This window comes from Enterococcus sp. AZ079 (assembly GCF_050547255.1).
In the GTDB taxonomy this organism is placed as follows: Bacteria; Bacillota; Bacilli; order Lactobacillales; family Enterococcaceae; genus Enterococcus_D; species Enterococcus_D casseliflavus.
This window is the reverse complement of record NZ_CP172955.1, coordinates 528,425-552,327: the sequence shown is the minus strand read 5'-3', so window position 1 is coordinate 552,327 and position 23,903 is coordinate 528,425. Positions and strand designations below refer to the sequence as shown.

The 23,903-nt window shown below is 42.8% G+C and carries 20 protein-coding genes; 3 read left to right on the top strand and 17 right to left on the bottom strand.

The features are described from left to right. Window positions 1-58 precede the first annotated feature (58 nt). From IGJ15_RS02650 to IGJ15_RS02600, 11 genes are all read right to left on the bottom strand, one after another. Window positions 59-460 (bottom strand): MmcQ/YjbR family DNA-binding protein, encoded by a 402-nt coding sequence (locus tag IGJ15_RS02650; protein WP_010749917.1) that lies wholly within the window; start codon window positions 458-460, stop codon window positions 59-61. A gap of 289 nt (window positions 461-749) precedes the next feature. Beyond that, window positions 750-1,364: a LysM peptidoglycan-binding domain-containing protein gene (locus IGJ15_RS02645; protein ID WP_005228480.1), complete on the bottom strand. Its 615-nt coding sequence runs from the start codon at window positions 1,362-1,364 to the stop codon at window positions 750-752. Window positions 1,365-1,674: 310 nt separating this feature from the next. Then, window positions 1,675-2,976, bottom strand: a complete 1,302-nt coding sequence (locus tag IGJ15_RS02640; RefSeq protein WP_051095412.1) for a uracil-xanthine permease family protein — start codon at window positions 2,974-2,976, stop codon at window positions 1,675-1,677. Window positions 2,977-3,025: 49 nt separating this feature from the next. Next, on the bottom strand, window positions 3,026-4,381 hold the full coding sequence (gene guaD, locus IGJ15_RS02635) for a guanine deaminase (protein WP_430599266.1): 1,356 nt from the start codon (window positions 4,379-4,381) through the stop codon (window positions 3,026-3,028). Window positions 4,382-4,598: 217 nt separating this feature from the next. Beyond that, window positions 4,599-5,939 (bottom strand): hypothetical protein, encoded by a 1,341-nt coding sequence (locus IGJ15_RS02630; protein WP_010749920.1) that lies wholly within the window; start codon window positions 5,937-5,939, stop codon window positions 4,599-4,601. Window positions 5,940-6,095: 156 nt separating this feature from the next. Then, window positions 6,096-6,437, bottom strand: coding sequence for a PTS lactose/cellobiose transporter subunit IIA (locus IGJ15_RS02625; RefSeq protein WP_010749921.1), 342 nt, complete (start codon window positions 6,435-6,437; stop codon window positions 6,096-6,098). A 1-nt stretch (window position 6,438) separates the two neighbouring features. Then, window positions 6,439-6,738 carry a PTS sugar transporter subunit IIB gene (locus IGJ15_RS02620; RefSeq protein ID WP_010749922.1) on the bottom strand — a complete coding sequence of 100 codons (300 nt, stop codon included), beginning with the start codon at window positions 6,736-6,738 and terminating at the stop codon, window positions 6,439-6,441. A gap of 28 nt (window positions 6,739-6,766) precedes the next feature. Further along, complete coding sequence (locus IGJ15_RS02615) at window positions 6,767-8,032, bottom strand: PTS sugar transporter subunit IIC (protein WP_010749923.1); 1,266 nt, start codon at window positions 8,030-8,032, stop codon at window positions 6,767-6,769. 15 nt (window positions 8,033-8,047) lie between these two features. Continuing rightward, on the bottom strand, window positions 8,048-8,833 hold the full coding sequence (locus IGJ15_RS02610) for a tyrosine-protein phosphatase (protein ID WP_010749924.1): 786 nt from the start codon (window positions 8,831-8,833) through the stop codon (window positions 8,048-8,050). Between the two features lie 3 nt (window positions 8,834-8,836). Further along, on the bottom strand, window positions 8,837-10,717 hold the full coding sequence (locus IGJ15_RS02605; RefSeq protein ID WP_010749925.1) for a BglG family transcription antiterminator: 1,881 nt from the start codon (window positions 10,715-10,717) through the stop codon (window positions 8,837-8,839). Between the two features lie 164 nt (window positions 10,718-10,881). Beyond that, the gene (locus IGJ15_RS02600) at window positions 10,882-13,032 is read right to left on the bottom strand and encodes a glycoside hydrolase family 65 protein (RefSeq protein ID WP_142962802.1); all 2,151 of its coding nucleotides are present in this window, start codon (window positions 13,030-13,032) and stop codon (window positions 10,882-10,884) included. Window positions 13,033-13,207: 175 nt separating this feature from the next. Here IGJ15_RS02600 and IGJ15_RS02595 point away from each other — a divergent pair, with 175 nt between their 5' ends. Next, the gene (locus IGJ15_RS02595; protein ID WP_010749928.1) at window positions 13,208-14,425 is read left to right on the top strand and encodes an amidohydrolase family protein; all 1,218 of its coding nucleotides are present in this window, start codon (window positions 13,208-13,210) and stop codon (window positions 14,423-14,425) included. An 82-nt stretch (window positions 14,426-14,507) separates the two neighbouring features. On the opposite strand, the gene IGJ15_RS02590 is transcribed toward IGJ15_RS02595, so the two are convergent. The 6 genes from IGJ15_RS02590 to IGJ15_RS02565 form a co-directional block, all read right to left on the bottom strand. Next, complete coding sequence (locus tag IGJ15_RS02590) at window positions 14,508-15,317, bottom strand: alpha/beta hydrolase (RefSeq protein WP_010749929.1); 810 nt, start codon at window positions 15,315-15,317, stop codon at window positions 14,508-14,510. 10 nt (window positions 15,318-15,327) lie between these two features. After that, window positions 15,328-16,794 (bottom strand): alpha-L-fucosidase, encoded by a 1,467-nt coding sequence (locus tag IGJ15_RS02585; RefSeq protein WP_005228463.1) that lies wholly within the window; start codon window positions 16,792-16,794, stop codon window positions 15,328-15,330. Then, entirely contained in the window at window positions 16,791-17,447 is a 657-nt protein-coding gene (locus IGJ15_RS02580) for an SGNH/GDSL hydrolase family protein (protein ID WP_010749930.1), read from the bottom strand. The genes IGJ15_RS02585 and IGJ15_RS02580 overlap by 4 nt, the downstream gene beginning before the upstream one ends. Window positions 17,448-17,589: 142 nt before the next feature. Then, window positions 17,590-19,338 (bottom strand): hypothetical protein, encoded by a 1,749-nt coding sequence (locus IGJ15_RS02575; protein WP_010749931.1) that lies wholly within the window; start codon window positions 19,336-19,338, stop codon window positions 17,590-17,592. A 21-nt stretch (window positions 19,339-19,359) separates the two neighbouring features. Then, entirely contained in the window at window positions 19,360-20,292 is a 933-nt protein-coding gene (locus IGJ15_RS02570; RefSeq protein ID WP_005228460.1) for a carbohydrate ABC transporter permease, read from the bottom strand. 15 nt (window positions 20,293-20,307) lie between these two features. After that, window positions 20,308-21,249, bottom strand: coding sequence for an ABC transporter permease (locus IGJ15_RS02565; protein ID WP_005228459.1), 942 nt, complete (start codon window positions 21,247-21,249; stop codon window positions 20,308-20,310). A 235-nt stretch (window positions 21,250-21,484) separates the two neighbouring features. Between IGJ15_RS02565 and IGJ15_RS02560 the strand changes: the two genes are divergently transcribed. Both IGJ15_RS02560 and IGJ15_RS02555 read left to right on the top strand, forming a co-directional pair. Next, window positions 21,485-22,090, top strand: a complete 606-nt coding sequence (locus IGJ15_RS02560; RefSeq protein WP_010749932.1) for a YesL family protein — start codon at window positions 21,485-21,487, stop codon at window positions 22,088-22,090. Next, window positions 22,087-23,883 (top strand): sensor histidine kinase, encoded by a 1,797-nt coding sequence (locus IGJ15_RS02555; RefSeq protein WP_010749933.1) that lies wholly within the window; start codon window positions 22,087-22,089, stop codon window positions 23,881-23,883. The genes IGJ15_RS02560 and IGJ15_RS02555 overlap by 4 nt, the downstream gene beginning before the upstream one ends. Window positions 23,884-23,903 lie beyond the last annotated feature (20 nt).

Below are 23,903 nucleotides of genomic sequence, written 5' to 3'. Positions count from 1 at the left end.
AGGGATTATGATGATCCTCGATACTGGTTTGATTATTTTTTGTCGCTAAATCTTTGACTTACGATTCGCTGTTTTCCAGCTCACTTTTTTGTTTTTTTGTCAGTTTTTGTTTGACTAAATCGTAGGAAACCAAAATCATTTGTTCGATGTTTTCTTCCATCAAGGCATCAGATGCCAACTTGATGGTATTCCAATGGGTCTTATTGGCATAATACCCTGGAATGATGACGTCAGGAAATTGCTCTCGCAGCGTTTCGTTGACCTCGGGCAGATTTTTCAAAGTCAAAAACGCTGTTTCTTCTGGTTGTGGACTCATGATTCCAAACTGCTTTCCTACTAAATCAAAGTAGATTGCATCCCAATCTTCGCGATAATAGACTTTGGCTCCCGGCAAGCCTTCCCCAAATGCTTGAAATCGCTGCATTTTTTGTGCAATTTTTTCTTCAATCGATGTACTCATTGTGTTTCCCCCACTTTCTGCTATCAAATTCGCCATTTTCTGTCTCAATTTTGACAGATTGAATCGCTTGCTGCTCTATTTCCTACTATTATACATGGTTGTCGTGGAAAAAGGGATTTTTTATCAGTGGCATATCGACTGATAATGATGTTACATGCAGCTGAAAGCAGCGTTACATTCATTCACCTTTCTCAGAAGACACAAAAAAGCCCTCATCAGCGAGTAAGTTGTACTCGCCAATAAGGGCAATTGATTACTAGATGTCACGGACAAGATTCATTTGAGAATCTTAGTACCAACCATTTGCTTCCCAGAATGCTTTGGCAGCAGACCAAGAACCATAACGTGATGCAACATATTCATCGGCAACCTTTTCTTGGTTAGCAGCTGAATAGTCACCATTTAAGTAAGAGTTGGTTAATTGGTAACGGCCATAGTATTGTCCGTTTGTCGCTGTGTAAGAACCACCAGATTCTTTGTTTGCGATCCATTCTTTTGCTGAAGCTTCTGAGCCGCTAGCTGAAGAGCTGTAGCTTGAGCTGCTTTGTGTGCTTGCAGCAGATTGTGTGTTGCTTGATTGTGAAGCTGCTGGTTCACTTGGTTGTTGTACACTTGCTGCAGCAGTCGTGCTTGCAGATTCTGTATAAGTTGCAGTGCCATCTGTAGGGATGATCAATGCTTCCCCAACAAAAATCAAGTTTTTATCAGCAATCTCGTTTGCTTCAACGATCGCATTGATCGTATCATCAGAGCTATAACCATAAAAGTTAGTAGCGATTGTTGATAATGTATCACCAGATTGAACAGTGTATTGTTCGTCTGCAAAGGCGTCTTTCCCACCTAAGAAAAGGCCGAAACCGGCAAGGACAGCTGTACTAAGTAAAACAGTTTTTAAAGACTTCATATAATTAAATCTCCTTCTTTGAAACTCATTTTGCGTCATTTGAGATGACTCAAGCGCATAAACAAGTCTAACATCGAAGAATATTTCATAGGTAAAGAATTCATTACAGATGATTACGAAAACGACAGTTGCCTTACGTTTCGTAAGAATTTGAGAATCCTATCATATCAAGCTTTGCTCTGCTGTAATTTTTAACATTACAGTTATTTTGTTTTCAGGTAAACCAGTTAACCTTAGAAAACCTTTCCTATATTACAAAAACCCCTCTTTTTACACAGGATTGTAACAAAAGAAGGAACGAGACAAGGTCTCATTCCTCATTTACTTTCAATTTTTTCTTCACTGGGATCAATTTATTCATGACGATCGCCGCAATAGCGCTTAAAGCAATCGGTGAATCTAATAAATATTGTAAGAATTGAGGCGCGGATTCTTTGATTTCTGCTGGCATAAACAACAAGCCGATGGCAATAATCAACGGTACCCCGATAATATACAACTCCCGCTCGGAAAACTCTTCATTCTTAATGACCCGAAAGCCGCTCAACAAAATAATGACGCAGACGACCGCGAACACGCCGCCGATGACAGCAGAAGGTACTGCGTGAATCAAGGCTGAAAGTTTTCCCATGAAGGACAATAGGATAAACCAGACGGACGCCATCACAAAGACTTTTTTACTAGCAACCCCTGTGATCGAAATGATCCCTGCATTGGTAGAATAACCAGTTACAGGTGTCGTTCCAACTAAGGCGGCAACCAAGCAGCCTAACCCTTCACCGATCACGCCTTTATTGATCTGTTCATCCGTAACAGGTTCTTCTGTCACAGAACTGACCGCGTACCAAGTTCCTGTTGTTTCTGCTAGGAGAACCATATAGATCACTAGCATCGTTAAGATCGCTGAAACATCAAAATGCAGGCCATAGTTTAGAAATACCAGTTTTGGCAGACTAAAGAAAGAAGCATCCGCCACCGACTGAAAATCAACGCCTCCCATAAAGGAAGCAATCACGGTACCGATAACCAAAGCAATAATGACCGAACTGATTCGGAAGTATTTTCCCATTCCTGGAAAATAATCGCCTAACATGGAAAACAAGATCAAAATCGCCGCAGTAATCGCAGCTAGCAACATGTTTTGATTGGCACTTAGTGTTTCAGTGGCAGGATAGATATTGCTAGTAAATGCCGTTGGCAGCAGCGTCAAACCAACGATCATGATGATCGTCCCACTGACGATCGTAGGAATAAAATGACGAACGATATACTTATAGATGCCAGTAAAGCCTAGTAAAATGACTGCTGCGGCACCAACAATGCTGGCACCTAACACCGTGTCCATGCCGTTGGCACCAAAATAAATACCGATGATCGCTCCAACGGGCACAAAGGATGGTCCTTGACATACGGGTAATTTCAAGAAAAAGAGGACTTGGATCAAAGAAGCGATCCCTGCTCCTAAAAAGGTCGATTGGATCAAACCTGATGCGTCTGAAGAGGACATCGCCACCGCGGTTGCGATAATAAATGGCGGCACATACACGTCCATTGCCAACACATGCTGTAATCCTAAAAGTACTGCTTGACCAAAGGGAATGTCTTCGTTCATTCCGATCGTTAAATGTTTGTTTTTCGTTGATTCCACTGTCTCATTCTCCTCATTTTTCGTGTACTTTTTTTCCTTGGACCCAGACTTGGCGAATATTTTGCATCGTTGCTAAGTACAGGATTTTTTGTAATCTTGCTTCGGGTGAAGTAAACACACCGAAGTCAGGCAAAGGATTTTCTTTTTGTCGCGTATCGATCACTTGCACATCAAACGCATACCCTTCTTTGATGACACCTACTGGTAATCTCAGTGCCTCACCGCCGCCTTTTGTCGCCAATGAGAACGCATCGATCACGGATATACGAGAATCAGCTACTCCTCGTGTGTTTTGAGGAAGCGTGACATCCACGCCATCTTCTAACATTCTCGAAGACATCACAGCTTGTTTGATGTTGTCATACAAACTCGGTGAAAAACCGCCGGAGATATCCGTTCCTAAACCAATCGTGACCCCTTGTTCTTTCAAGCGCTTGATTGGGATCACGCTATTGGCAAAGTAGGCATTTGAAATGGGACAGTGCGCAACTGCGGCGCCGGTTTCGACAAAACGGGCGCCGTCAGCTGGGCTGATGAAATTGCCATGAGCCATCACTGCTTTTTCACGCAACAAGCCAAAATCTTGCAGCACTTCGGTATCCGTTTTGCCAAATCGTTCTTGGACAAAGTCATGTTCCCATTGCCCTTCACTGCAGTGGGTCTGAACATGGACATCATATTTTTGAGCCAATGCGCCTAACCCTGCCAAGCCTTCATCGGTACAGCTGGGGACAAATCGCGGAGTGACCACAGGATAAACGCCTTGAGGTGCGGTCTTTGCGATTGCTTGTACTTCTTGAATAAAACGTTCTGTATCCGCTAATGCCTCTTCTGTTGACGCATCCCGATAAAAAGCAGGATTGGCTTGAGGATCGTCCATAACGACTTTTCCGACTAATCCCCGTTGACCAAGAGCGGCACAAGTCTTCGCCAATTGAAGACTCGCTTCTAGATGGATCGTTGCAAAATAAAGAACCGTTGTCGTTCCTCTTGCCAACAACTGTGCCACCAAATCCTGATAGACAGCTTTGGCAAATGCTGGATCGGCATATTTTGCCTCCAGCGGAAACGTGCATTCATCTAACCAGACATTTAACGGTTCATCTAACGCGATCCCTGCTTGCGGCCATTGCGGTGCATGGACATGCAGATCGACAAACCCTGGTAAAAAGCACTGGCCTTCAGATAAAGCCTGAAGATTCTCTGATGCTTTTGCCAGCTCTGCCTCATACCCTTGATCTGTTTTGGCAGTGACTTTCGTGATGATCCCTGCGTCATCGACTTGAATCAAAGCTTCTTCTATATACTCCAATTTTCCATCACTTGGCGTATGGAAAACATCTCCTTTAAAATAGCGAATGGTTGCCATTTGTTTGATTTCCCCCGTTCTCTAAGACATTGTCAGGAAAAAGCCGTTCGTTTAATGTTCCTTTTTCACTAACACGATGTTCTTATTTTAACGCTATTCGAAAATAGTGCAATAAAATTCACTATCATAAAGGAAGATAAAACGCTGAACGTTCGGTTTTTATGCGATTTCAAAAAAAGACACCGTCTAGAAATAAGACAGTGTCAGTTAACGACGCTTATACTTTTGTTTTCTTTAGTTGCCGATAAAATACCACCAGTCCACCTACTAGCAAACAGAGTACTCCTGCAATCGAGCCCCATTTTGCTGGCTCTAAAAAGCTTTGGATCCTTGAGGTCTGATTCGTTGCCGTCGTTCCTGATAGCTGAAACAAGAAAGCCAGCGGCTGATGTTCAAAACGAAGAATGACAAACAGGAGTGTCATCAAAAGAAATTGATGTACCAGACTCCCTTTGCTTTGTGTGGCATACTTGGCTAAACTCTGCTGCTCGATTGCTTCGGGTTTTGCCGCCAAATACTGTTTCGTAAGCCATTGATTCAATCCCGCATTAAAGAAGCTAATGACGAATAAACTTATTGGAATCAGTGTGTCGCTGCTGAACAGAAGAACACCTGCCATCAGCCCAAGTAAATATGTTGGTACCAGCTGTTTTTCTAAACGATGAGCGAGTTTTCCTCCGAGAAACATCGCGCCAAAAAGGCCCAGTGCATATGGTAAGTAAACGTGCGTGCTTAACGCTTGTGCTCCAAGTCGACCGGTAACATACACCGAGCCGAAAAGAAAAAGAAAGTTTCCGATCACCCCACGAATGAAGGTGAGCACATTTAGATGAAGTGGCTGTTTCCACAAGCGGCTGCGTTTCGTTAAAGTGATCAGCAGCAAAGCAAAGAGAAACAAGAAGCCAGTAATCGCCCATTCAAACAGGGCATTCGACTTGATCAGCCTTGCTGATCGCAAGCCAAACAGTAAGAGAAAGAAAAAGAAATACAACAAAAACTGCTTGTTGAATAACTGGTTGCGCTGCATCAACGGTCTTTTTGGGAGGTTGTTGAAGGTTTGACTACTCTTACCTGCCAGCACAAAGAGTGCAAAATAACTGCCAAATAGGCCAACGCCTTGAAGGTCATCAGGCAACCGTAAGGCAAACAGTAAAACGAAAAGAAAGAACAGCGCCTCCTTCCAATCATTTTTCAGCGGCTGTTCAGTGAGCTTGGCTTTTTGGCGTACCATCAGATCAGCTGGGGGCAGCCAAGAAGCACTGATCCCCAACAAACCAGCAGCTGGCAAGAGTGCCACGCTCCACCAAGTGCTCAAGATACCCACCAATGCGCCGGCGCCGCCGATCAAGACACTTGCTGCTAACAGCGATGGTGCAAAAAGCGCCGTAAGCGTCTGTAAGAAAAAGACCCCTGTCATGCGAAAGGTATAAAAGAGCGCAAAGGCTAATGCTGCACTTAGCGACTGCTCTTTGCTCAAAGATAAAAAATAAAGATACGGGATGATCGTGATCGTATTGCTGATGATCAAAAGTGCGGTATGGGATTTGAAAGCTTTCATCGTCCGACTCCTTGGTTTGATTTAAGGTTCCATCTTTCTTCTATCCTACACCTTCAAGCAATCCTGTCAACGTGCGTACCAAATTTAAGCAAAAAGAAACCAAGTGTTTTGTCAAAGGACTGACACTTCGTTTCTTTTTCTTATTGCGATTTTCGGTTAGGAGCCAGTAGACTGAATCGTTTGCTTAATTGCCTGAATTTCTTCATACAACCCTTGAAACTCTTTTGCAAGCTCACTCATGATGTCTGCGCTCATCAAAAGATCTTCCGCATGACTTAATAGTAAGGACATCCAGACTTTTTCCCCTTGGGCTTCTTGTTGAACTAACTTCCGATGTGCCAAATGGGCTTCATGATAATGTTCTTTTCCTTTTTCGATTGCTTGCAGTGCAGCCAGATTCTGGGCTTCTCTTCCTTTTTGAATACTTTCAAAAAAGCAACTTCTTGCCATACCCGCTTGCGAAATAATCTGAAAACAAATTTGTTCTTTTTCTTCCATTCTACTCTCCTATTAGTTCAAGTGCTTGTTCCAATGCTTTTTTTCCATCCATCATGCCATAGGTGCGCATGTCGATACTGGCTGCTGGACAAGCAACTAAACCTTGAACTTCATTTAATCGGTATGAAACTTGCGGTCCTAACAGTACGCAATCAGCATCTTTTGCTGCAGTCGTTACTGATTCAATGGAGAACGCATCGATCGCCACCGTTTCTCCTTTTTCTTGCGCTGCTTTTTTCATATTATTTACTAAGACACCAGTAGACATGCCGCCAGCGCAAACTAATACTATTTTTTTCATCATTGTTCCTCCATTTTCTCGTTATTTGTTACTCAACGACTGTCGCTTGGGTTTGCAGATTCTTTTCTTCAGCTAGTGCTGCTTTGTCTTGCAGACGCATAAAAGGGATATAGATGAGGACACATAAGACAAATTGAATCAATTGTGCAATGATTCCTTGCCAGCCATTCACTAAGAAGCCACCGAAAATAATCGGAAATCCAGTTGGGATATTGACTCCATTGTGATAAGGCAAAAAGCCCACAATTGTTAAGAGATATGCTGACAACACGGAAACAGCCGGTGTTAACATCAAGGGAAGCAGCATTCTGATATTCATCACCTGAGGAATCCCAAATTTGATTGGCTCAGAAATACCAAACATGGAAGGGATCAAACCAATTTTACCAACAGCTTTTAGTTGCTCTGATTTGCAGCCAAAAATAGCCAGTAAAGCGACTGCAAATGAACGAGCCCCGCGATTGTTCAAAATAAAACCAATCGTAAACAAATGTGGTAATGCTTGACCGGCACTGTACGCCGCCAGATTATCAAGTCCTGGTTGGTAAAAGACCAGCATCAAGATCGGATAAACAGCCAACACTCCGTGAATGCCAAAGAACCAAAGAAATTCGATAAAAGCCACAATGATCATGCAGGCAAGAATATTCGCTCCTAGCAAGGTCAGTGGAGCTTGTACCCAAGTATAGATCATATCTGTCAGCGTGCCATAAGGGGTTGCCGCCATGCCCACGTAGATGATGCCCATAATGGCTGAAACAATAATTGCTGGCACGATCGCTGCAAAGGATTTGTTGACGATCGGCGGTACCGAATCCGGCATTTTGATCATCAGATTCTTCTGTACACATAAAATGTAAATTCTGGCACCCAACAATCCACCAAACATGGCGACAAACATCCCACCGGAGCCAAGGGTCGACAACTCCATCGTACGAGTTTCTTCTAAAGTCGAAATCGGACTCAAGATCAAAAATGAGACCAAACTCATGATACCGGCATTTAGTTGATCCGCATTTAAATGTTCGGCTAATTTATAGCCAACTAGAAAGGCGACATAAACGGAAACGACATCGATCGTCATCGCGTTGACTTGTGTTAATAATGCTTTCAAACCAATTTGTTCCATTATCTGTTGCGTTGCCCCAATGTCGATCGCATTGATCAAGGAAGCAATGGAACTGATCATCATGACGGGCATTAAGCCCATCATTGCATTGGCAATGGCTTTCATATAAATATTGTTTTGTACTTGAACGGCTGCAGCTAGTATTTTATCTTTCAGTGTATTCATAAGGTCCTCCTTCACTTAATCCCGCAAGTATTTATCTTTAAGCAGCTGGATTTTCTGCTGTGAAAAACCCAGTTCTTCTTTTACATACGTTTCAATCCCCCCATGAGCCTCAATCAAATCCAAAGCGGTTTGTAAAAAACACCGATCAGCTTCTTTGAAGTATCGCATTGCTGCCACAAAATCGGGGTTGTTCGTTTCTTCTTGTATCTGCTTGAGACTCTTGGTATTTTTCTCTCTTTTGTACTCGTTGGTCAGCAGATAATCTTCCATGACCTCTTCATAACTGACACCCAACAGTAACTGAATCAGGGCAACCCCATAACCGGTGCGGTCTTTGCCACCACGGCAGTGCTGAACCACTGCACCTTCAGCTTCCAAATGAATGTCCAATACTTCTTTAAAAACGGTCTTGCATTGACTGTTTTCAACAAATTCATGATTTTGCCGAATCATCAATTCTTTTGCAACTTCGGCGGTGATTTCTTCTGCAGAAAGCGCCATTGGCTCCCCTTCTTCTGAAGAAGCTAAAGCAGCAATATCAGCAATCGGTGTCAAATAAAGCACCTGAGCATTCCCAATGGGTTTGTCTTCATTGTCTACTCTTTCTTGGGCATTACGGTAGTCAATAATTTTCTCGATTCCCAGAGCTGCTAATTTTTTCTGATCGGCTTCTGTCAATTTGCTCAATTCGTCTGAGCGGTATAGTTTTCCAGTCACCACATATTTTCCCTCTTTGGTCCGACAGCCGCCAAAATCGCGAAAATTATATGCACCTTCTAAGGTTACTTTTTCATTTGTCATATACTACTCCTTTAAATAATTAATGAACGACATAAAGTCCGTTGTTGCAGCTAGTTTGTTAACTTTATCCAACGAAGAACATTGTTTGATCAAATGATCATTCAGCGGTTTCACTTTTAAGTGATCTTGTTCAGCAATCACTAATAAGAAAACGAGACGAACCGACTGTTTGTACCAGAACACTGGCTTTTTCAAGTTTGCAACAGCAATCACCGTTTCTGAACCAATCAGTGCATTGGGATGAGGGAAAGCGACCGACGGTAAGAAATCGGTTCCAAAAAAGGCTTCTCGTTCAAAAACTAATGTTTCAAAATTCTCAGGCATTGAATACTGTTCTTTGATTTGTTGGCATAAAAAATGCAATACCGCTTCTTTTGTTTCAAATTCTTGTTCACAGATGAATAATGATTCCTTAAAGTAGTTCAAAAGCACTTCTTCTGTGAAGACAGCGGCCAATGCGGTTTCGATCTTTTTGATCATATCCGGTTGCATAAAATAATCAACATTCATAACAGGAATCGTTCCTTCGTAAGGAAGCGGAATCGAAGAAAAGATGAAATCGAACTCCTGCTCTTCGATCATTTGCAAAAATTCATATTGATTGCATACCGTGACTTTCTTGATATAATTGCGAAAATAAAACTCAAATTTCTCTTTAAGGAAGGTATTGGCCGCTCGGCCTAGGTCATTGACCACTAAAATATACTTGCGCTGTGTTTGCGAATTTTTCTTATTTAAAGCCACATCAAAGTGCATCGCCAAATAGCTGAGTTCATGATCACTGATGGTCTTTTCAAATTGCTTTGCAATGACTTGACCGGCAATGATGGCTAAATCATAAGCGACATTACAGTGTACCTTCACCTCATTCAACAAAGGATTTTTCAGCTCGATCCCCAATTCGATCCGATCGATCAGCGGAGCAAAGTGCAACATCAACATCGTTTGCAGATCCAAGTCTTTGCTGAAATCGATTTGGCGGCTTTCCTTGATCGCTTTTAAAATTTTGCTGACCAATTCTGCTGCTTCATCTGAAACAGTCATCTTTTCATTTCTAGGGACTACTCGTTTACCAACGATTTGCCCTAAAACATAATTTCGCTCGTATTCGGTAAAGTGTACAGCACATTCTTTTTCAATTCTGGCTATGATTCGCTCTCCTAGTAACGTCTGTTCATCATTGGTCCTGCCGCTGATTGGCAGATTTCGATCCAAGTAGCGGCCGCTTTGCATGCGTAAGACAGCGATCGCTAAATGATTCACCAGATTGTTCAAAATAGCCTCCGACATGGGGTAGGCTTTTTGCGAAAACTCCGACGAAACGATCGCTTTTATCTGCTGATGAAGAAGCGACGGTGTATCTTCGCTGATTGTGCCCTCTTCTAACTGCTTGATATGGGTTCTTTGCAAATAATTACTAGCCATAAACCGTCTCAAGTCAAATTCGCTGCCGCTAAGTTTCATTCCGTAATACGGCTTCGTTTGAATGGAGAGCTGGTAATGGCTTAGTATACGTCGCAGCTTTTTCAATTCTTGAGATAGCTTACTCTGAGAAATGAATAAGCGTTCGCAAAGCATTTCGGACTTAATATACGTTTCTTCTTGAATAAAGAATTCAATAATTCTAGAAACAAAGTCGTCATTGTGTGACGCTTGTTCTTTCCTTCGCTGAAAAGCTTCTTCGTTCGTTATTTGTAAATACAACCCACTCCCTTTTTTCGCTTGGATCATACAACCGTATCGTTCTTGATGCTGGTTGATTTCTTCTGCATAACGGCGAACGGTTTTCCTGCTAACACCCAACTCGGCAGCAGCCGCTTTACTCGTCATAAAACCGTCATGCTTCGAAAGTGTTCTTAACAACAATAGGCTTAATTTTTCCATCTCTCTCTCCCTCGCTTACTAGTTTAGAGTCAAACTCAAGCAACCTCCATAGGTATATCTTCCCTTTCATTAAGGGAAATTTCTACAAGAAGATTTATGGAACGAGTCAAAAAAAACCGCCGCAGGCGAAAATCCTTGCGGCGGTTCTGGTTCTATCCGATTGATCAGTCTTCTTGTGGATAGGCATCGATAGTCGTGGTGTGTTGCTGAATCCAAAGTCCATGCCCCTCTTTGACAATACGCAACTTGCTGTCAGGCAGCAACCGGCATTCGATTTCTCCCCCTTGAAGCTTCACTCTGATTGCTTCTTGCTGATAAGTGATCGTAAATGTCAGTGATTCGATTTTCTGTGGCAAATGATTCGCCAAGTGAAGTCCGCGATCATAGGTCAGACCAGCAAAACCATAAATCAAACTCAACCAGCTGCCGCCCATATTGGCAGCATGAACACCGTCTACAACATTCTTTTGCAAATCATTGAGATCCATCAGTGCGGTATCCATGAAGTAGCGATACGCTTTTTCAGTGTCGCCGATTCGGCTAGCCATCACACTAAAGATGGAACGAGACAACGAGGAGTCATGGGTCGTCACCTGCTCGTAATAGTCATAGTCTCTTGTTAATTGATCTGCTGAAAATTCATGGGTAAACAGCATCTCTGCTAAAACAGTATCTGCTTGCTTGCATACTTGATACTTATAAATGATCATTGGATGATAGTGAAGCAGAAGCGGATAATTCTCAGCAGGTGTTTCCTCAAATGGCCACAGCGCTTGATCTAAGAAGGAATCATCTTGTTTCGTTAGCTGCCGCTCTTCATCGTAACCGAAGTACATCAAGTCAGCTGCTTTTTCCCAATCGGCAATCAATTCTTGATAGACATGGTATCGTTTGGCCAATTCGACCGCATAGCGTAAGTTATTTTGTACCATTTTGTTTGTATAAAAATTGTTGTTTACCAAAGCGCTGTATTCGTCTGGTCCTGTCACTCCATGAATACAAAACCGCTCTTGTCCTTCTTTTACAACAAACGTGCCATAATGAAACCAGAATTTCGCTGTTTCAAAAACGACTTCTTTACCAATTTCTTCAATAAAGGGTTGATCACCCGTGATACGTTCATATAATTGAAAACCATAAACGATATCGGCATTGATATGCAGTTGTGCTGTACCTGCTGGATAATAGGCACTCGTTTCATTACCGTCAATCGTACGCCAAGCAAACAATGCCCCAGCTTGATTCAATTCTTTTGCTCGTTTTTTGGCTTGCGGCAAAATACTTGCACGATAGGAAAGTAAGCTTTTGGCTATCTCGGGGTTCGTATAAATGAAGAAAGGCAGTAGATACATTTCTGTATCCCAAAAATAATGTCCTTCATATCCTTCACCCGTCAGCCCTTTTGCGGCGAAATTCGTTTTCCCATCACGCCCTGCACCTTGGTTCAAATGAAACAAATTGAAACGGATCCCTTTTTGCAAATAGTCATCCCCCACGATTTGTATATCGCTGGCTTGCCAGAAAGATCGATAGTAATCCGCTTGTTCTTTTGATAAGACAGAAAACTCGTCGACTTTCTGCTCAAATGGTGTCTCACCAGACCTTTGCAGCAATTTGACCTGAAAAATCGAAGTTGACGGTTCTCCAACTGTCAAATACTGCTTTTCTTGATGCAGCCGAATAGCGATTTGCTTTTGACTATTTGGTGCTGTCCATACTTGGTATGCGCCCATTTGTTCTTTTTCCAATTGATGATTCTTACTGGCAACTCGAGGATCATCTGTTTTATTGACAGAGAATTGCTGATTTAATGTGTGGGATAGTTCGATCGGTTCTGAAAAATCGGCTGTTATCACTTCATAGCGGCAAACATAGAGTTCACTACGCGTCATTGACGCAAACGAAGTTAACCCCAACTCAAAAGACTTTCCGGTCGGAGTAGTGATCCGATAACTTTCCGTCAGAATCCCGTCAGCTAATGCAAGACTCATTTGCGTTCGTTCGACTTGCCATTCCTCAACCGAAGAATCCTCCTCGCCGATTTTCAAAATAACTCCACGCAAGTTTGGCAATTTGCAAATCGTTTGATGTTCTTTTGCATACCCATAAGCCCATTCGCCATACTGAATCGGCTCGCTGTCAAAAAAGCCGTTGACAAACGCCCCAGGATTTCCTGGATACAGTTGATTGACCTTCAAAGGATGCCCTGCACGGACGCCGATTTGCCCATTTCCTAAAGCGAACAATGTTTCTAGATACTCCATTTTCTGATGGGACAGCTCATCAGCTGTCAATAGAAAGTCGTTTTTCTTCATCCTTTATCCTCCAAGTCTTTTGGTTTATTCCTCGTTATCTTCACTTAGTTTCTATCCTACACTTCTAGCCAATGATTGCAAGGCTCAGCTCTTAGTCCTTTTGCCACAAGCATCTCTTTAGAGCCGAGCAGCGAATGTATGATACCATGAAGCAAACACGAAAGAAGGCGATTTCTTGGATTTATGGCTTACAAATGTACAACTTGAGACGAGTTATTTAAAAGAAGGCGACTGGTCTTATGGAACCAAAACAGAAAATACAGCAATCGGGATCAATGATGGAAAAATAGCGGAGATCGTGCCGATGTCCGAATGGCAGGCAGCAAGCGGAGCGACGATCATTGATGGGGAAAATCAGTTATTGTTGCCAGGATTGATCGAAAAACATTGTCATTTGGACAAAAGTAAATTAGGTACTCCTTGGCGTCCAGTAACGCCAGCAGCTAGCTTGGTGGAACGATTTGAAACTGAGATTCCCCAATTAGATGCCTTACCGTTATCGATCAAAGAACGCGGACAAGCGCTGATTGATTTAGAACTACCTCACGGTGCGGTGATGTTCCGCTCACATATCGATATTGAACCAATGACTCAGCTGCGTTATTTTGATGCGATCACTGAATTAGTCGCCGAACAACCTTTTGGCTCGGAGTTGGTCTTATTCCCACAACATGGCTTATTGCGCTCAAATGCAGCTTCTTTGATTGAAGAAGCCTTAGCAACGGGCAAAGCTTCTTATATTGGCGGTGTTGATCCTTATACACTCGATCAAGATTATAAAACTTCCTTACGGACAACTTTTGAACTTGCTCAAAAAGGGCATGTCGGTATTGACCTCCATCTTCATGATCGGCAAGAAGCTGGCAGAGCGACCGTTAAAGAAATGATTCGTTTGACAAAGGAATTCAATATGCAAGGAAAAGTGGCGATCAGTCACGCCTTTGGTCTAAATGACTTTGAGGGAGAAGAACGCAAAGAAATCTTTCAAGCCTTAGCAGACTTAGAGATCCACATCATTTCAAGTATTCCCATCAGCCTAGGAACGATCCCGCCGCTGAAGGAATTGCAAAGTTATGGCGTGGCTGTTCATATCGGTTGCGACAATGTCTATGATTCTTGGTCTTCTCTTGGCGACGGTTCTTTACAAGAAAAGCTGGCGCGCTATTTAGAGATTTTTGCTGTCAAAAGTCAGGAAGACTTGACGCAAGCCCTAGGTCTGGTTACTGATGGCAAAGTGCCATTAGATAAAAACGGTGCGCAGCAATGGCCTAAGGTTGGTGATTCGGCTGATTTCTTGCTGACACCAGCTGCTTGTACGGCAGAATTTGTCGCCCGCAAAGGCTTCGTCAGCAAAAGTTTTTATCAAGGAACGGTTGTCTTTTCAGCTGAATAAACTATCTGATAACAACGAAAAGAAAAGCCATTGTCTGAACTCAGCAGACAATGGCTTGTTTCTTTCGATCATTAAACGTTTCTCAAAAATTCCATTTTACCCAATCAGCAAATAATTCTGGCCAACGGACAACCGACGCTTCGATCCCGTGTTGATCGCTGTTGGCGGTTTCTGGCGTTCCTAAACTTAACCCGTGACCGCCCCGAGGGAAAATGTGTAGCTCATAAGGTATATTAAATTTGCGCAGCTGTTCGGCAAAAAGGAGGCTGTTTTCCGCCAAGACTAATCCATCTTCTAACGTATGCCAAAGAAACGTTGGTGGTGTCTGTTCATTGACTAAAGTCTCTAAAGACAAGGCGGCTTTTTCTGTTTCGTAGCGATCTGCTAATAATGAACGGAAGGAATCTTGATGCCCAAGTTCTCCACTAGATAATACCGGGTAGCTCAACAGTAACCCGTTAGGCCGCCATTCTTCATTGGCTCCTTGTAAAGCCTCTGCTAGAAAAGGTTGCTGCCAAGACACACCCAAGTTAGCAGCTAAATGGCCACCAGCTGAAAAACCAGCAACGATGATTTTTTCAGGATCGACGTGCCAGGTGTCATGATTGGTGCGGACAAGACGAACGGCAGCAGCCAATTCCTTTAAGGCTAACGGATAGACAGCCGGTTTGATACTATAATGCAACACAAAGGCTTGGAAACCAAAGCTCATCATTTTGATGGCGATAGGTTCCGCTTCTCGATCCGACAACATTTCATAGCCGCCGCCAGGACAGATGATGACCGCTGGTCGGACACGATCTGGTTCCATTTCAGGAGAATTTTCGATGACATAGGTAGTTAAACTTGCTTGGCTTTCTGGTAAAAGTGCAGATCTTTTTTCATGTATCACGGGTTGCGCCTCATTTCATTGTAATTTTATAGACAATTGGTTGGTCGGTTTCAATTGGTTCAAAAGTTAGTTGCAAGCCTTCATCGGTCACTTGCCAATCAACAGGCTGTTCTTCGTATCCTAGAATCGTGACGGTTTTGATGATGCCGTGAAATTCTGGCAAATTTTGGTCTTTGGATTGTGCCAGTGCTTGGATCCTTGCGTGTCCATTCTCAGGACTTGCCATGCCAATCGCATACAACGAATCCCCCTGAACCGTAAAGCGGAAATCCTGGCTCGTGTATGTCGTCGCCTGTGCTTCTTGAAATTGGCCCGAAACTACGGTCGTGGGCCCTTCCCCTGCTTTGCGCCATGGTTTCGCTTCATAAATGGCTTCACCATTTACATCCAGCCACGCACCGATTTCTTTTAAGATCGCTTGATCTTTTTCTGGGATCGAACCATCCCCTTTCGGCCCGATATTCAAAAGGAGATTGCCGTTTTTACTGACGACTTCGATCAAATCCTGTAAAATCTCACGTGTTGTTTTATAATCCAATGTCGTGGTATAGCACCATGAATTACGAGCGATTGCTGTGTCTGTTTGCCAGTAAAAAGGTTGTGGTTCGGCAAATTTCCCCCGTTCAATCTCCACGATACCGCTACCAAACATCATGGCATCGTGCTTGTAGCAAATACCAACTTGTTTGCCCCATTCAGCCCCACGATTGTAATAGTAAGCAGCGAAAAGTTGCAAATGCTCCTTGAAGGCTTCATGTTGGATCCACCAATCAAAATACAGCAGCTCTGGTTGATAGTTGTCGACGAGTTCACAGGTTCTAAGCAGCCAATCATCTAAAAATTCTTTTGACGGGTATGGCTCGCTAAAGAGACTTTCATGGTCTGGCTCTGGCATCGCTGGCCAGTAAAAGTCGCCTTTTGCCAACGGCTCCTTGATATCACTGTCAAAATCCTTACCGTGTCCCATAAAAAACCAATGTTCGGCACGATGAGATGAGGTACAAAAATGCAGGCCTTGCTCCTCTGCTGCTTCTTTTAGTTCCCCAAGAATATCTTTTTTCGGCCCCATAACTGACGCATTCCATTCAGACAGTTCGCTTTTATACATCTGAAACCCGTCGTGATGTTCTGCAACGGGAAAAAGATAGTTGGCACCGGCTTGTTTAATCAAGCGAATCCATTCATTTGCATCAAATTTATCTGCGGTAAACATCGGAATAAAGTCTTTGTAGCCAAAGTTTTTTTGTGGACCATAGGTTTCAATATGGTGATCGTATTCTGGATGGCCTTTGATGTACATATTTCTTGAATACCATTCATTGTGAAAGGCTGGAACACTGTACAGTCCCCAATGAATGAAGACCCCAAATTTTGCTTTGCGGAACCATTCCGGTAGAACAAAAGCGCCCAATGACTGCCAATTTGGAAAAAAGGGGCCTTGATGTGCGACTTGCTGGATCGTTTCTACTGTGATCATTGTTTTTCCTCCAAAATACCGACTGTTTCCAGCCATGTTTTTGCAATCAACACATGTCCTGCAGTCGAGGGGTGCACGCGATCACTGCTTAAGACATAGGATGATTGATAAAGCAAAAAATCATCAAACTTTTCCTGCGTATCCCCTAAAAGGATACCATACTCTTGCGCTACTTTGGCAAGCACTTGTTGGTAATTGGCAAGCATTTTTCTTAATGGATCTTCTTTGTTGGCTTCAACCATAAACGGGCTCAAAAGAATCATCCCTTTGACATTTGGCAAGGTCTGCTCGATCAAATCACGCAGCTCTGATTCAAATCTCTCGATCCCCACTAGTTCCGTTTGAGCAAAGGTTCCATCAAAATGCCGCCACACATCATTCACACCGATCATGATCGTTACCCAATCTGGATGAAATGCCAACACATCATCCTTCCAGCGCTTCTTCAAATCGACAACCGTATCCCCACTGACACCCCGGTTGACGATCATTAATTCCATTTGCGGGAGTAATGCTGTGGTATAGGCGTTGATCAGATGAACATAGCCGTCCCCCCATGAAGACCAACCTGCGGGTATCGCTTGATAATTTCGATTGCTATCTGTGATCGAATCCCCCATAAAAAGCAAACGATCTTTTTTATCCACTATCATTGTTTTCCTCCTTAAAGAAAGAAGACTGATCCGCTGGTGCTGGATCAATCTTCTTAAGTGATTGCTTATCCAAAGGCTGTATACTCACTTTTGCCAAGGAACCGTTGGCAAATCACTCGAGCGATTCTTTGTTTGTTTTTGATTAGTCCCCAAATTCTTTCGCTACTTCTATCCGTTTTTCGTTTTGATCTTTTGCATTGTTCATGTCAAATTCCAAAACGGTTTGATAGCCAAGACCATCTGCTGTTTCTTGCATTTCTTTTAGCAATTGATCAAATTCTGCTTCATCTTTGGCAAAAACCATTCGCCAAGAGTACTCGATGATCGTCGCTTTGGCTTGGTTACGCAACGTAGAGATCTCTGAACTATCTTCTGGCGCTACATAGCTGGCACCAGGGGCAACTAACAATTGGTCGTTCTCCTCTAAATAGCCAATGGTGGATTCTGCACCACCCATATTTTTTGACCAATCTTCTTTTACAGGATCGGTTGTTTCATTTTGGTAGCTTTCCCACATCGTATAAGCATAAGGGAAGCCTGTATCAGGATTGACATCGATCGGTAATACCGTATTGACGTTGAGTGCAGATACGCCATCTTTGTAACTTCCGCCACCGTATTCTTCTGGCACATCCCCATCACCATCTAGCAATGCTTGTTTTCCGAACTCAGTTAAGACAGGCTCGCCGTCTTTCATTTCCCAAGTCAACCCTTCTGGACCACTACTGCCGCTTGTTTGAGAAGAATTTGCTAACACACCTTCTGATGAGTAGAGCCAGTCAATGAAGGCTGCGATTCGTTCTGGGTCTTCGGCATTAGAACCGATCCCGATAAATTGTTTGCCCCCGTATACTTCCGCACCATAAGAGAAGATTTTTTGGTCTTGGATCGGTGCCAACATAAAGCCTTTTCCTTCAGTCAAGTTCGTGGTCGTATTAAAGGCCGCTTGACCTAACCAAGGCCACCATGAGAATAACACTTGTCCTTCTTGAAATTTTGCAAAAAGTGTATCGTAATTTTGCGTCGTTGATTCTGGGTCAACTAAGCCCATTTGATTGGCTTCGAAGTAAAACTTAAGTGCACGAATATATTCAGAGTCACTATCGAGAATGCTTTGATAATCAGATCCATCGGCTTTTGCCAAGACAAATCCTGATTCATCGTACCCATAGTAGGTGACAAGCTGTTTGCCTGCATTCATCATGTTGCCGTCCCAATCGCTGAATAGAGAAAACCCATAAACTTTTTTGCCAGAATCTGTTGTTGGATTGTCTTCTTGCATTTTTTGAATCACAGGAAGCAGGTCTTCCAATGTACCGATTTCTGGATATCCTTGCTCCCCATAAAGATCCCAACGCACGTAAGCACCAAATGTAGGGTCTAATCCTTCTGAAGGATCGGTGGCTTTTAAGGTAGAAACAGAAGTTGGAAAGCCATACAGCCCATCGGCATCTTTGTTTAGATTTTGAACAGCCGCATCGAAGCGCTGAACGTTTTCCATAGTTTCATAATACTCGCTCGCATCGGTCAACAAACCTGCTTCAACCAATTCGTTGTATTGTTGGCCATTATCAACAATGATCAAATCACCCAAATCGCCTGCTGCTGTTCTCGTTTGATAAAGGGTATCACCGTTTCCAGCAACGTTTGGTGCGATGATGTTCAATTCCATATTGAATTTATCCCGCACGATTTTGGCAAACCAACCTTCTTGCATCCCCATATAGTTGGCTAGCCCATTATAGACATCGATCGTGATCGTTTCATCGTAGCCACTTTCGCTGGAAGCAGCGTCTGTCTCAGATTCAGCCGCTCCTCCACAGCCGGCTAAACTACCTAGCAATGTCATGCCTAACAAACCTGTTGTTACATATTTGGACATTTTTTTCATTTTCTTCCCTCTTTCTTTTTATTAGCCTTTCACCGCACCCAACATAATTCCTTTAACAAAATACTTCTGGAATAGCGGATAAATGAACATGATTGGTAAAACAACAATGACTGAAACGGTCATGCGGATCGACGTCGGCGTCTGCGTTGTTGCTGCTGAAGCGATGCTAGAAAGTGATCCCGAGGTATTTTTGACCATTTGTGCCAACGAATTGGCTTGATTGATATACGTGTAAAGAAGGTATTGCAAGGAGTAGAGACTTTGATCCGTAATGTAAATCAATGTATCCTGGAAGGAATTCCATTGACCCACTGCCGAGAAAATCGCTACTGTTGCTAAAATCGGCGTACAGTTGGGTAAAATTACCCGAAAGAATACTTGAATGATGCCAGCTCCATCCATTTCAGCTGCTTCTTGCAATGATTTGGGGATCGACTCAATATAGGTTTTCACCAAGATGATATTAAAGGGCTGAACGACAGCAGGCAAAATATAGACCCAAAAGTTATTCGTTAAACCTAATGTCTTCATCGTGATGAATAATGGAATCAACCCTGCATTGAAATACATTGTAATCACGACAAAGCGATACCAAAATTTTCGTTTCCACATTTTTTCTTGGGTAAACATGAAGCCTAAGAAGGCTGAAGCTAAGACAGTCGCGGCGGTACCAATCACCGTTCTAGCCACCGAAACCGTTGCGGCTAGAGGCAATCCTTTTAGCTGTAACACTTGACTATAGTTTTCAAAATGGATCTCTTGTGGAAAAAAGCGAATTTGGCCTAACGCACTCAACTCATTATTACTGATTGAATTAATGATCAAGTAATAAAAGGGATACGCGCAAATTAACGTAATCAGAAAGAAAAAGGTATAGTTGAGGATACTAAACGTCAGGTTTTCACGTTTGCGTACTTTTTTCGCCTTTTTCTTTTCACTAATCGATAGTTCCATTGATATCCTCCTCTTCTAAATAATGGATGTCCCCCGAATTTTTTTCGAAGCAATATTGACGATGGCTAACAAGGCAACAGAAATGACACTTTTTAGCATACTGATCGCGGTCGCTAGCGATAGACTATTTCCGCCCATCCCTAAATTGTAGACATACAAATCGAGGACTTGGATCGTATTTCGATTGAATGCATTTTGGAAGACAAAGTACTGATCCATTCCGTTATTCAGCAAGTTGGCGATAGACAGCATCAACATCACAAGGAACGTCGGCATCAAAGCAGGTAGTGTGATATGACGCATCAGGTGGAAACGATTCGCCCCATCGATTCGTGCCGATTCATACAATTCGGGGTCAATTCCTGAAATGCCTGCAAGATACATGATTGCACCCCAGCCCAAGCCTTTCCAAATATTCCAAAGACACATCATCAGCCACGTATGATTGCCGCTATCCAAAAATTTGACTGGATCGGTAACGAAGCCCCATTCTTGCAGCAGCGTGTTTACCAGCCCTGTTGAAGAAAACAAGCTAAAGGCGATCGTATACACCAAAACCCAACTGATAAAATTCGGCAGCGTGGTCAGCGTTTGGACCAAATTTTTAAACCATTTGCACTTGATTTCGTTCAGTAAAATGGCGAAGCCTACTGGTAGGATCGAAGTGGCGATCCCTAAAAAACTCATGGCAAAGGTGTTTTTCATTACTTGTACGATCTGATCCACTTGTGTTGGACTAGAGACAAGAAGTCGAAACCATTTGAAGCCTACGAACTCGCTGCGCGCTAAACCTAATGCTGGTTTGTAATCATAAAGTGAATAAATCCATCCGTGCAAAGGAAAATAAGAGAACAAAAACACGAGAATCAGAAAGGGAACGATACATAAAAACAAAATCTTCCCTTCTCGTGTCACCCGCTTATTTTTTCTTGGGACACTGCTTAGTTTACTTTCCATTTTCCTCCCCCTTTTTTTGTAACCGCTTTTACATTTTTAATACTAGCACCTGAATGCTTATTTGCCACCTGTGAAAAATAGAGGTCAATCCGTACATTTTAGACTTCATTTTTCTTTTATTTATAAAGAACGTTGATCTATCAATGTTTTCGCTAGAAACCGCTCGAATGGTAAGGCTTTCAAAATTTGTTTTTTGCGAGTACTATAGGAATATATCAATTTTGGAGGGATAAAAATGAAGTACAATCCTGATGGTCAACTGTACAAAATAACCACCGTTTTTTCACAATTTACATTGTTAAATTTACTATATATCATTAGCTGTTTGCCAATTATTACGATTGGTGCTGCGACAGCTGCCCTTTATGAAGTGACGATTCGTTATGCGGATGAGGAGCGTGGTGAATTGATCGTAGGCTATGTGCGAGCGCTACGAGCAAACTTTATGAAAGCCACCGGTAGTTTTCTCCTTCTTGGGCTCCCCATGGTAGCACTACTGTATAGTAGCTTGTTTTGGTTTTCCTCAAAAACCATTCTTGCCAGTATTTTTGCTTTCGTTCTAATTGTTACAGCTATTTATCTGTTTATTGTGTTAGTCTATTGCCTTGCCTTAATTGGACGTTATGAAAACAGTTTTAGGCAAACACTAAAAAATGCGTTTCTGTTACCGATCGCGGACCCTGTCCGTTCGTTAGCTCTCGCACTTATTCCTATCGCTGCGTTTTGTTTTGTTGTTTTATTTCCGTTGTTTAAATTTCTCTTGTTGATTTTCGGCTTTTCTTTTGTTATTTATTGTAGTTCGTTCCTGTTGCTTTCTATCTTTCGTAATCAACAAGCATGAAAAGAATCAGTCATCTCTCACTTTTTCGTCGTCTGAGTCAGTTTTCCATTCGGCGACAATTGTTCATTCTTTATCTACCTGTTGTTTTTTTATCCACAGTGACTATAGGTCTCTTATTGGTCTACGATTCAACCAAACAGCTGACAGGCAATTACCAACACTTGGCAGAGTTGAATGCTCAGCGTGTCAAATCTGTTCTTTTTGATACAACAAACACGCTGACCAACACGGCGAGTTCCTTATCAAACGATACCCATCTACGTCAACTTTTAACTGCCAATTACCTTGACGATCAAGAAGCGATTGTGGACATCAATAGCTATGATCAGCTAGATGAGATCAGAAATCTTCAAACCTCGATTGCGAAATTAACTATCTATACGACGAATCAAACCATTCCGAACTATAAATATTTTCAACAGGCAGATGACACGATTCAAGCGACCGCCTGGTACCAACGAGCGCTCAAGCAACCCGATGCTTTTTTGATGACGATGCCAGAGGATTACAAAGCAAATCGTTTGAGTCTTTATAAAACGTTACCTTTGCCTTTATCAAAAGAAACAGCCGTTTTGGAGATCCAAGTCGATTACAATTATCTCAGCAACCGACTTCGTAATTCATCCTATGAATTGGAATTACAGTTAAATGATGATGTCATCTTTTATAGCGACAAAATCAATCAAGTTGGGGAACCGGGACAGCTGACAGCTCTTTCTGAGCCGCAATCGAGTGCTGCCTTTTTAAAAAATGATGGTACCAAGGTGATGCTCACCAAAAGCACCTTACCCATGAGTAACAAAGAAGACATCATCACGATTTATAGTGCGGATACCAATGCCTACAGCAATCTACGCACCAATCTGATCCGGTGGAGCACGATCGTTTTGGTGATTTTGATCACTACTTTCATCATCGTCTTTCTCTTTGCTCGATTCTTTACTAAACGAATCTCTCAACTGCAGCAGGCGGTCTACTTTGCCTCGATCGAGGATTATGATTTCTTTCAAAATATCAGCGGCGAAGACGAGATTTCACAGATCTCTCTTGATTTCCACAAGATCATTCAACGAATCAAGAAAAAAGAAGAAGAGATCTACCGTTCACGTTTGGCACAGCAAGAGCTGTTGACTCAGCAGCAGCAAATGGAATTTAATATCTTAGCGGGGCAGATCAACCCCCACTTCTTGTTCAATACATTAGAAACGATTCGTATGATGGCGCTGACTTCTGGCAATTCTGACGTCGTTTATGCCATCAAGTTACTGGCAAAATCGATGCGCTATACGCTAGAAGCCCACGGAACCAAGCGAACGAGTTTAGAAGAGTCCTTAGATGCGGTTCACGTGTATGTCAAGATCCAGCGGATGCGCTTTGGCGATCGAGTCAACTTTTCCTATTCAGTCTCCAATGAGATCGACCAAAAAGAAGTCCAAATATTGCCCCTCCTGATTCAACCATTGGTGGAAAATGCCATCTCCCATGGTTTGGAAGGCATCACCTATCCAGGGTTTGTCCGTTTGACGATCACCAAAGACGGCCATGATCTGGTGATCGTGGTACAAGACAACGGCAGCGGGATACCGCCAGAAAAACTCGAACACTTGCAGCAAAAAATCAAGACGCCCTCCACCCATGCCAAAAAGAACATTGGGCTAGCCAACGTCAATCATCGGGTCAAAATGTTTTATGGACCTGAATACGGCTTGACGATCGAGAGTGTGTTGGGCAGCGGCACACAAGTCACCTTGCGGATCCACGATCTAAGCCAAGATTCATCTTCTCCTCACTAAAACAGCAAAGCCCCCCTTCG

What these genes read in the sequence shown, in the direction of transcription:
- IGJ15_RS02650 (WP_010749917.1), bottom strand. Translation starts at nt 460, where the DNA reads ATGAGTACATCGATTGAAGAAAAAATTGCACAAAAAATGCAGCGATTT.
- IGJ15_RS02645 (WP_005228480.1), bottom strand. Translation starts at nt 1,364, where the DNA reads ATGAAGTCTTTAAAAACTGTTTTACTTAGTACAGCTGTCCTTGCCGGT.
- IGJ15_RS02640 (WP_051095412.1), bottom strand. Translation starts at nt 2,976, where the DNA reads ATGAACGAAGACATTCCCTTTGGTCAAGCAGTACTTTTAGGATTACAG.
- guaD (WP_430599266.1), bottom strand. Translation starts at nt 4,381, where the DNA reads ATGGCAACCATTCGCTATTTTAAAGGAGATGTTTTCCATACGCCAAGT.
- IGJ15_RS02630 (WP_010749920.1), bottom strand. Translation starts at nt 5,939, where the DNA reads ATGAAAGCTTTCAAATCCCATACCGCACTTTTGATCATCAGCAATACG.
- IGJ15_RS02625 (WP_010749921.1), bottom strand. Translation starts at nt 6,437, where the DNA reads ATGGAAGAAAAAGAACAAATTTGTTTTCAGATTATTTCGCAAGCGGGT.
- IGJ15_RS02620 (WP_010749922.1), bottom strand. Translation starts at nt 6,738, where the DNA reads ATGAAAAAAATAGTATTAGTTTGCGCTGGCGGCATGTCTACTGGTGTC.
- IGJ15_RS02615 (WP_010749923.1), bottom strand. Translation starts at nt 8,032, where the DNA reads ATGAATACACTGAAAGATAAAATACTAGCTGCAGCCGTTCAAGTACAA.
- IGJ15_RS02610 (WP_010749924.1), bottom strand. Translation starts at nt 8,833, where the DNA reads ATGACAAATGAAAAAGTAACCTTAGAAGGTGCATATAATTTTCGCGAT.
- IGJ15_RS02605 (WP_010749925.1), bottom strand. Translation starts at nt 10,717, where the DNA reads ATGGAAAAATTAAGCCTATTGTTGTTAAGAACACTTTCGAAGCATGAC.
- IGJ15_RS02600 (WP_142962802.1), bottom strand. Translation starts at nt 13,032, where the DNA reads ATGAAGAAAAACGACTTTCTATTGACAGCTGATGAGCTGTCCCATCAG.
- IGJ15_RS02585 (WP_005228463.1), bottom strand. Translation starts at nt 16,794, where the DNA reads ATGATCACAGTAGAAACGATCCAGCAAGTCGCACATCAAGGCCCCTTT.
- IGJ15_RS02580 (WP_010749930.1), bottom strand. Translation starts at nt 17,447, where the DNA reads ATGATAGTGGATAAAAAAGATCGTTTGCTTTTTATGGGGGATTCGATC.
- IGJ15_RS02575 (WP_010749931.1), bottom strand. Translation starts at nt 19,338, where the DNA reads ATGAAAAAAATGTCCAAATATGTAACAACAGGTTTGTTAGGCATGACA.
- IGJ15_RS02570 (WP_005228460.1), bottom strand. Translation starts at nt 20,292, where the DNA reads ATGGAACTATCGATTAGTGAAAAGAAAAAGGCGAAAAAAGTACGCAAA.
- IGJ15_RS02565 (WP_005228459.1), bottom strand. Translation starts at nt 21,249, where the DNA reads ATGGAAAGTAAACTAAGCAGTGTCCCAAGAAAAAATAAGCGGGTGACA.
- IGJ15_RS02560 (WP_010749932.1), top strand. Translation starts at nt 21,485, where the DNA reads ATGAAGTACAATCCTGATGGTCAACTGTACAAAATAACCACCGTTTTT.
- IGJ15_RS02555 (WP_010749933.1), top strand. Translation starts at nt 22,087, where the DNA reads ATGAAAAGAATCAGTCATCTCTCACTTTTTCGTCGTCTGAGTCAGTTT.